7 protein-coding genes are annotated in these 7359 nt (G+C 71.9%); 3 read left to right on the forward strand and 4 right to left on the reverse strand.

Annotation, left to right across the window (positions count from 1 at the left end; translation table 11 throughout):
* Window positions 1–78: 78 nt before the first annotated feature.
* Together ABZY44_RS09455 and ABZY44_RS09460 are read left to right on the forward strand one after the other, a co-directional pair.
* Entirely contained in the window at window positions 79–678 is a 600-nt protein-coding gene (locus ABZY44_RS09455) for an isochorismatase family protein (RefSeq protein ID WP_356651637.1), read from the forward strand.
* A 175-nt stretch (window positions 679–853) separates the two neighbouring features.
* Window positions 854–1216 (forward strand): hypothetical protein, encoded by a 363-nt coding sequence (locus ABZY44_RS09460; RefSeq protein WP_356651639.1) that lies wholly within the window; start codon window positions 854–856, stop codon window positions 1214–1216.
* A 98-nt stretch (window positions 1217–1314) separates the two neighbouring features.
* Here the strand turns inward: ABZY44_RS09460 and ABZY44_RS09465 are convergent, their stop codons facing one another.
* A complete protein-coding gene (locus ABZY44_RS09465) occupies window positions 1315–1614 on the reverse strand; it encodes a hypothetical protein (RefSeq protein ID WP_356651641.1) in 300 nt (99 codons plus the stop codon).
* Between the two features lie 111 nt (window positions 1615–1725).
* Window positions 1726–4137: an immune inhibitor A domain-containing protein gene (locus ABZY44_RS09470; RefSeq protein ID WP_356651643.1), complete on the reverse strand. Its 2412-nt coding sequence runs from the start codon at window positions 4135–4137 to the stop codon at window positions 1726–1728.
* Window positions 4138–4519: 382 nt separating this feature from the next.
* On the opposite strand from ABZY44_RS09470, the gene ABZY44_RS09475 reads away from it, so the two are divergent.
* Window positions 4520–4804: a hypothetical protein gene (locus ABZY44_RS09475; RefSeq protein ID WP_356651645.1), complete on the forward strand. Its 285-nt coding sequence runs from the start codon at window positions 4520–4522 to the stop codon at window positions 4802–4804.
* Window positions 4805–4907: 103 nt separating this feature from the next.
* On the opposite strand, the gene ABZY44_RS09480 is transcribed toward ABZY44_RS09475, so the two are convergent.
* On the reverse strand, window positions 4908–5687 hold the full coding sequence (locus tag ABZY44_RS09480; RefSeq protein WP_356651647.1) for an RDD family protein: 780 nt from the start codon (window positions 5685–5687) through the stop codon (window positions 4908–4910).
* 89 nt (window positions 5688–5776) lie between these two features.
* On the reverse strand, window positions 5777–7147 hold the full coding sequence (locus ABZY44_RS09485) for an RDD family protein (protein ID WP_356651649.1): 1371 nt from the start codon (window positions 7145–7147) through the stop codon (window positions 5777–5779).
* Window positions 7148–7359: the final 212 nt, after the last annotated feature.

Below are 7359 nucleotides of genomic sequence, written 5' to 3' on the forward strand. Positions count from 1 at the left end.
GTTTCGGGAAGGGGCGGGGTGGGGGAAGAGCCCCCGCAGCGTCCGCAGCACCACACACCGAGCCGAAGGACACCGGACATGCACCGCGCACTGATCGTCGTCGACGTACAGAACGACTTCTGCGAAGGCGGCAGCCTCGCGGTCGCCGGCGGGGCCGACGTGGCCGCCGCGATCACCGAGCTCATCGGTCAGGCCACCGCCGGGTACCGGTACGTCGTCGCCACGAGGGACCACCACATCGATCCCGGGTCCCATTTCGCGCACCCGCCGGCCCAGCCGGACTTCGAGACGTCCTGGCCCGTCCACTGCGTGGCCGGGACCGAGGGCGTGGGCTTCCACCCGAACTTCGCTCCCGCCGTCGCCTCGGGGGCCGTCGCGGCCGTCTTCGACAAGGGGGCGTACGAGGCGGCGTACAGCGGCTTCGAGGGCGCGGACGAGAACGGCCTCGGGCTCGTGGAGTGGCTGCGGGACCGGCAGGTCACCGAGGTCGACGTGGTCGGCATCGCCACCGACCACTGCGTCAGGGCCACCGCCCTGGACGCGGCCCGCGCGGGCCTGCGCACGCACGTCCTGCTGGACCTGACGGCCGGCGTGGCCGCGCACACCACGACCCGTGCGCTGGCCGAGCTCCGCGCGGCCGGCGTGCGGCTGAGCGGGACGCCGGTGGTGGCGGGCTGACACCGGGCTCCCGGCGGCGGGCGGCACCGGGCACCGGGCACCGCACCAATAGGACAAGCTGGGGCGGATTCCCGTCAAAGGCGCGAAGGAGACGTCCGTCCGCGCGCGAGAGCTGGCAGCGTGCGCGGGGTCGGCACCCCGGCCGGCACCACCTGCCCCAAGGAGGCGATCTGTGATGCTCAGCTTCAGCGGACCGGCGGACGGCGGCGCACCCCCGGAGCATTCGCTCCGGGGCCGCGGCGCCATCAGCCTCTCGGCGGCGGAGGGCGGCTGGCAGCCGACCTTCGTGTGGTCGGGTGAGGGCGAGCCCTCCCGCCCCGCCGGGGACCTGCCCCTCGCGGCGGGGGCCGACCTCCTCACCCGCGAGGGGACGCCCGTGCTGGAGTTCCGGATGAACCGCACCCTGCCCTCGGCGTACAGCTTCGGGCACACCCCCGCCGAGCGGGTCCCGGCAGGGGCCTACGCCGTGCGGTGGTGGACCGTCCGCGAGGACGACGGCACGCGGGTGAGCGGGAGCTTCGGCTTCGAACTCGGCTGAGCCGCCTGCGGGCGGCCGCCCGGGCGTCCGGCCGCCGGCCCCCGGACCGCCCCGGTACCGCCCCGGCACCGCCCGCCGCCGCCCTGACGGCCCCGCCCTCAGCCCAGCAGCGCCCTGATCGGGTGCCACAGCTCCGCCGCCCGGTCCGGCGCGCAGCGCCACAGCAGGCCGTCCGGGTGGTGCAGGACGGCGGTGACCTCGTCCGGGGTCGGGGGCTGGGCGTTGCCGCGGAGGTAGACGGCGCGCATCCCGAGGTTCCGCAGCCTGGTCAGGGCGCGGGCCCGGTTCGCCGCGTGCACCAGCACACGCACGTTTCCGCCCTCACCGGAGGGCCTGGGCAGCGTGAGCGCGACGACCACGCTGCCGCCAGGCAGTCTGACGAAACCTCCACCGGGCATGTCTTCATCTCCCCCGTCAATAAGAAACTCGCAACACGCATCTAAACGCGATCGGCCGCCGCCCGCTAGGGGGCGACGGCCGATCATGCTTTGACCTGCGGCTTTACCGAGTTACTTAACGGCCGGGCCGACCTCGACCGTCATCTGGAGACCGTCGTACGGCTCCTTGACGATCTTGATCTTGGTGTTGGTGTCAGTGACCTTCACCGAACCGGTCGGGTTCTCGTCGTAGTAGTACTTGCCCTTGTGGTCGTCGAAGACCAGGTTCGTGGGCTTCGGCTTCAGGAACAGCTCTTCACCGTTCTTGTGCAGCGTGAAGGCATCCGTGGAGTACGCGCTGAAGGTGGCGTCGTACGGCTGGATCTTGTTCCGCAGCAGGGTGCCGTCCGACCACTTCATCGGCTTGGCGTTGGCGTCGATCGGGAGGATCAGACCGGAGCCGGGGTGCTGGCTGGTGTTGTTGTCCTTCTGGGAGGTGTCCCACTGCCAGATCAGGAGACCGTCCTGGTAGGGGTAGTGCTCGACCCAGTTCGGCTTCGTGTTGGAGAAGCCGAAGTTGTACGGACCCACCTTGAGGGTGGAGTCGTACGACACGTAGCGGCGGTTCTCCGCCAGGTAGTACTGCGCGTACTCCTTGGTGAAGCCGTTGCCGACCCGGGAGAAGCCCTTGCCGGTCCAGCCGTTGTCGCCGTTCTCGGCGCCGTCGGTGAACAGCGCGGAGCCGTCCGCGGTGATGGTGAGGGCGTCGGCCGTGAAGCCCTTGCCGCCCGCGCCGCCGTCCGTCTGGTAGCGGAAGCGGAGGTCGACCTTCTTGCCCGCGTAGGCGTCCAGCGGGTAGTTCAGGTTCTTCCAGGCACCCGAGACGCCGGTCAGCGACGGGCTGCCGGAGGCGTCGGCCGGGAGGGCCGCACCGTCGGCGGTGCCGGCGAGGGCGGTCCAGGTGGCGCCGCCGTCCGTGGAGACCTCGGTGTACAGGAAGTCGTACTCCGCCTCGATGTCCCACCAGCCCTTGAGCGACAGGGCCGCGGAGGACTTGCCGGTCAGGTCGACCGAGCGGGTCAGGGTGTTCTTGAGGTCGTCACCCATGTTGCTCCACCACTGCGAGGAGCCCTCGGCGGGAGCGACGATCTCGGTCTTGACCTGCTTCTTCGGCAGCTCGACGAGCAGCGCCTGCTTGTCCTTGGTGTTGTACTCCGCCACACCGAGCTTGTGGGTGGACTTCGTCGCGGCCTTGGCCGTGTCGTAGTTCAGCCAGCCCAGCTGGAACTTGTCCCAGGCGTTCATGTCGCCCGGGAGGTCGCCTATGGAGTCCTTGCCGTTGCCGAGCCAGGAGCCGGCCGACATCAGGGACCAGAAGCCGACCGAGTTCTCGCCGCCACCGGAGGTGTCGTAGAGGTCCGGGAGGCCGAGGTCGTGGCCGTACTCGTGCGCGAAGACGCCGAGGCCGCCGTTCTCGGGCTGCATCGTGTAGTCGCCGACCCAGATGCCCGTGTCGCCGATCTGGGTGCCGCCCGACTTGTTGTTCGCCGGACCGGTCTTGCCGACATCGGTGCCGTAGGCGTACCAGCGGTGCGCCCACAGGGCGTTGGTGCCCTGCACGCCGCCGCCGGCCGACTCGTCCTCGCCCGCGTGGACGATCTGGAAGTGGTCGATGTAGCCGTCGGGCTCGTTGAAGTTGCCGTCGCCGTCGAAGTCGTTGCGGTCCCACTGGTCGTACTGGGACAGCTGCGCCTTGATCTCGGCGTCGGTCTTGCCGGCCTTCTTCTGGGCATCGGCCCAGGCGGTCACGCCGTCCTTGACCGTGTCCCAGACGTTGGCGCAGTTGGTCTGCCCGCAGTAGTTCGAGCCGTAACGGGCCTCGTTGTACGGGACCTTGACCCAGTCGGCGACCTCGCCGTCGACCGAGTAACGGCCCGAGGAGGTCTTCTCGTAGTAGGTCTTCAGCGAGTCCTTGCCCTGACCGGTACCGAAGTACAGGTCCTGGAAGTACGAGCGGCTGAAGTCCTTGCGCCACGCCGTGCTGTTGTTCGTCGCACGGTCCGGCTGGGCGATCTGGTTGTGCGCGGGACCCGGCGTGCCGCCGTACTTGGGCGCGGCCGGCTTGGGGCCGCCCGGGCCGTCCGGGTCGAACATGGTGGTGCTGTCCACCTGGTCGCCGAAGTCGACGAGGATCGTGAAGATCTTGTCGGTCTTCTCGCGGCCGAGCTCGACGTACTTCTTGTCGTCGAGCTTGACCACCTTGGAGGCGCCGCGCTGCTCGACGTTCTTCTGGCCGGTCAGCACCTGCTCCAGGGCAGCCTTCTTGGCCTGCTCCTGCTGCACCGTGAACGGTCCGACGAGGTTGTGCTCGACCTTCTCCTTGGAGGAGGCGGTCGGGTCCTGACGGTCCGCGGCGGGCGCCTTCGCGCTGCCGGGGTCCGCCTGGGCGATGGTGAAGGCGGCGCCGGTGGCCGCCGTGGCGGCCAGTGTCACGCCGATTGCGACGGCGCGCAGCGCTCGTCGGCTGATGGAGTTGCCGGTCACTTGATGTCGTTCCCCTCCCGCGGCCGCGACGTGGTGCGGAACTTCTCCGAAGGAGTGGGGGGTTCCGTGCGGCGCGCGTCTCAAGTGACGACATTTGACCGGAGAGTCGCGAGAAAAGACAGACCTTGACTTGTTCCTTACAACTGCACTATGCGGTCACCGAGTTCCGCTATCCGGACGTACCCCGGCCATAGGGGACGAACGGGGCCTCTGCGCGTCGAGACCTGCTCGAGAATGACCCCTGTGCGCCCCCTGTGCTCCGCAGCCCTGGGTTAGGTCGCGCTTACCGGCAGTGCCGCTCGGGCATCCACCGTCGTAGAGTCACTTGACGCCCGACCAGGTTGAGCCGACTCCCCCTCCCGCTTCGAGGACGGATATCGCCATGCCGCGTCCGACTGCCGCACAGCTCGCCTACGGGTCCGCCACCGTCATCGTCTCGACGATCGCCATGCTGCTGCTCTCGCAGACCAGTACGGGACTCGGCGTCGCGGTCATCTCCGCCGCGGCCCTCGCCCTCGGGCTCCTCGTCGCGCTCACCGTACCGGCCCCGCGCCGGCGCGGCAGGCATGCGGCGACGGCCCGTCCGGGAACCGCCTCACCGGTGCCCGACACACTGCCGGACACGGTGGCGGGTCCGGCCTCCGCCGAACACCCCGTGCACCACTGATCCCGGCGCGCAGCGCGGCGCGGGCGGCCTCCCGAGGGGGGAGACCGCCCGCGCGCCGAGCTGCGTGCGTACGCCTGTCGACCGCCGCGGCGGTCCCGCCGGCCTAACCGGCCCGGACCACCACGGTCTTGGCGACCTTGTCGTGCAGGCCCTGCTTGTAGGGCTTGTCGACGAGCATCGAGATGACGAGTGCGATCGGCCACAGGCAGAAGCAGCAGATCAGTGTCGGCAGCCAGAGCACGGCGGCGCGGCCCAGGGCGGGGCCGGACGGGGGGATGCTGCCGTCGTTGAGCATCGCGACGCGCAGGCCCATCCACTTCTTGCCGAGGGTCTGGCCGTTCTTCTTGGTGAACCACCAGTCGTAGCCGACGTAGGCGGCGATCGAGACCAATGTCATAACCAAGCCGGTGCCGCTGTAGGACTTGGTGATGACCTCGGAGACGTCCTCGCCGTTGTTCGTGTCGACCGTGTAGCGCTTCGTGCCGACGGCCAGCTGGATCAGGAACAGCGGCACGGCGATGATCAGCACGTCGACGATGCGGGCGGCGAGCCGCTTGCCGAAGTCGGCGAGCGGCGGCATCCCGGCGAGCGGGTCGGGCATGCCGTAGCCGCCGCCGCCCCCGTACGGGTCGCCGCCGCCTCCGTAGGGCGGCGGCGGAGGCGGGTAGCCACCGGCCCCGGCCCCACCACCACCGGCGGGCGGCGGCGGGTAGCCGCCCGCGCCGGAACCGGGGGGCGGCGGGGGCGGCGGGAATCCCCCGGCCCCGCCGGCGGGCGGCGAGCCGTACGGCGAACCGCCCGACGGGGGCGTCGGCTCCTGGGGCTTCTTGAGGAACGGGTCGTCCTCGGGCGGCTGGCCGGGCGGCGGCTGGTCGGTGCTCATGGCCCGAGTCGAACCCGGCCCGCAACGGCCCGCAACGGGGACGCGCCCGTTCGGGGGACGCACGGTGCGCGGCCCGCTGCGGCGCGCCGCTAGCGGGCCACGTACGTCCGTGCGACGCGGTCGTGGAGGGTCCGGCGGCGCGGACGGTCCCCCAGGGCCCACACGGCGCCAGGGAGGCCCAGGAGGGCGTACACGAGCCAGCGGCGCAGCGCGGCGCCGAAGCGGGGCGGGCGCAGCGTGGCGGCGGCCAGGACGCGCACGCCGAGCAGCTTCTTGCCCGGGGTGCGGCCCCAACGGGCGGTCGGCAGGGCCTCGTAGAGGATGCCGAACAGGAGCACGGCGCCCAGTACCAGGCCCAGCCGGCCCGCGATGGCGGCGTCGAACAGCCACACCGTGGTGGTCCGCCCGGTCGAACGGGCGGCCTCCACCTTGGCTTCCAGGTGCGCGGTCGCCCCGGGTACGAGCGGGAGCGCGGTGCCCGCCGCGACGCCCGCGTAGACGAGGGAGTCCAGGAGCCGGGCCGTCGCGCGGCGCGCGAACCCGGCGGGCCGCACCGCCCGCTCCGCCATCCGCTCGAAGACGGCCCGCTGAGTGACGGGGTGTCGGGCGACGGGCTGGGCGGACGGGGCGGACGGCTCGGGCGCGGCCTCGGCGGAGACGGCGGGTGCGGCACGCCGCGCGCGGTCCGCGAGCTTCGTCGAGGCCGCGGGCGCGGCGTGCGCCGCACGGTCCAGGTCCAGATCCAGGTCCAGGTCCAGGTCCAGGTCCCTGTTCATGTCCACGTCCACGTCCCGGCGCCGCGCCCGCTCCACGGGCTCCGCCCGCCGTGCGGGCTTCGCCGGCGCGGCCGGAGCCTCCGGGGCGGCCGGGGCCGGCCAGAGCGGAGCGGGCGCGGCGGCCTCCCGGACCGGGGAGCGGGCGGACAGGATGCCGACGCCCTCCGGGGCCGCGGAGCCGGAGATCCGCGCGGGGACGGGCACGGGACGGGCGGCCCGGGCCGGCGCGGGGGCCGGGGCGGGGGCCGGGGCGGGCGCGGGGGCACGGGCCGGAGCGGGAGCCGGAGCGGGCGGCCGGGCCAGGGAGATCCCCGCCGGTCTGGCGGCATCGGCCGGCGGCTCGTGGCCCCAGGAGACGCGGTCGTCGCGCGGCCCGCCGAAACCGGACTGGTGGAAGCGGTCGGCCTGCCACACGGCGGCTCCGGGCCCGGAGTCCGGTTCGGGTTCGGGTTCGGGTTCCGGTCCCGGTTCGGGTTCGGGCCACCGTTCGGGCTCGCGCAGCGCCTCCGTCGCACCGGTCTCGTCGAGGAACACCGGACCCGTCTCGTCGGCGGCGACCGCGGGGCGGCTCGTACCGGGAACCCAGTTCAGGCCGTTCCAGAACCTGACGTACCCGGGGATGGACGGATCGGGGTAGTAGCCCTCGCGGGCCGTGTGCTCGCCGTCACCAGGGGAGGCCGTCAATGTCCCCAACTCCGATCGTGGCTTGAGGCTTGTGCAGGGGTGGACCATAGCCAAGAACCGCCCCTCGACAGGTCCGGTAACGGGAGAATCCAAGCCTTTGAGCGAACGCGGTCTCATACGCACGATTTCGGTCACCCGACAGAATTCGGCCAATCGGCGATGTGAGCCGAGAAGTCGCGTCATAACCGGCCGCTTCGGCGCTCTCTCCGGGC

It is taken from the genome of Streptomyces sp. NPDC006544, assembly GCF_040611715.1.
GTDB lineage: Bacteria > Actinomycetota > Actinomycetes > Streptomycetales > Streptomycetaceae > Streptomyces.

Bases quoted from the DNA above. Each gene is read 5' to 3' on its own strand.
- ABZY44_RS09455 (WP_356651637.1), top strand. From the start codon at position 79: ATGCACCGCGCACTGATCGTCGTCGACGTACAGAACGACTTCTGCGAA.
- ABZY44_RS09480 (WP_356651647.1), bottom strand. From the start codon at position 5,687: ATGAGCACCGACCAGCCGCCGCCCGGCCAGCCGCCCGAGGACGACCCG.
- ABZY44_RS09460 (WP_356651639.1), top strand. From the start codon at position 854: ATGCTCAGCTTCAGCGGACCGGCGGACGGCGGCGCACCCCCGGAGCAT.
- ABZY44_RS09475 (WP_356651645.1), top strand. From the start codon at position 4,520: ATGCCGCGTCCGACTGCCGCACAGCTCGCCTACGGGTCCGCCACCGTC.
- ABZY44_RS09465 (WP_356651641.1), bottom strand. From the start codon at position 1,614: ATGCCCGGTGGAGGTTTCGTCAGACTGCCTGGCGGCAGCGTGGTCGTC.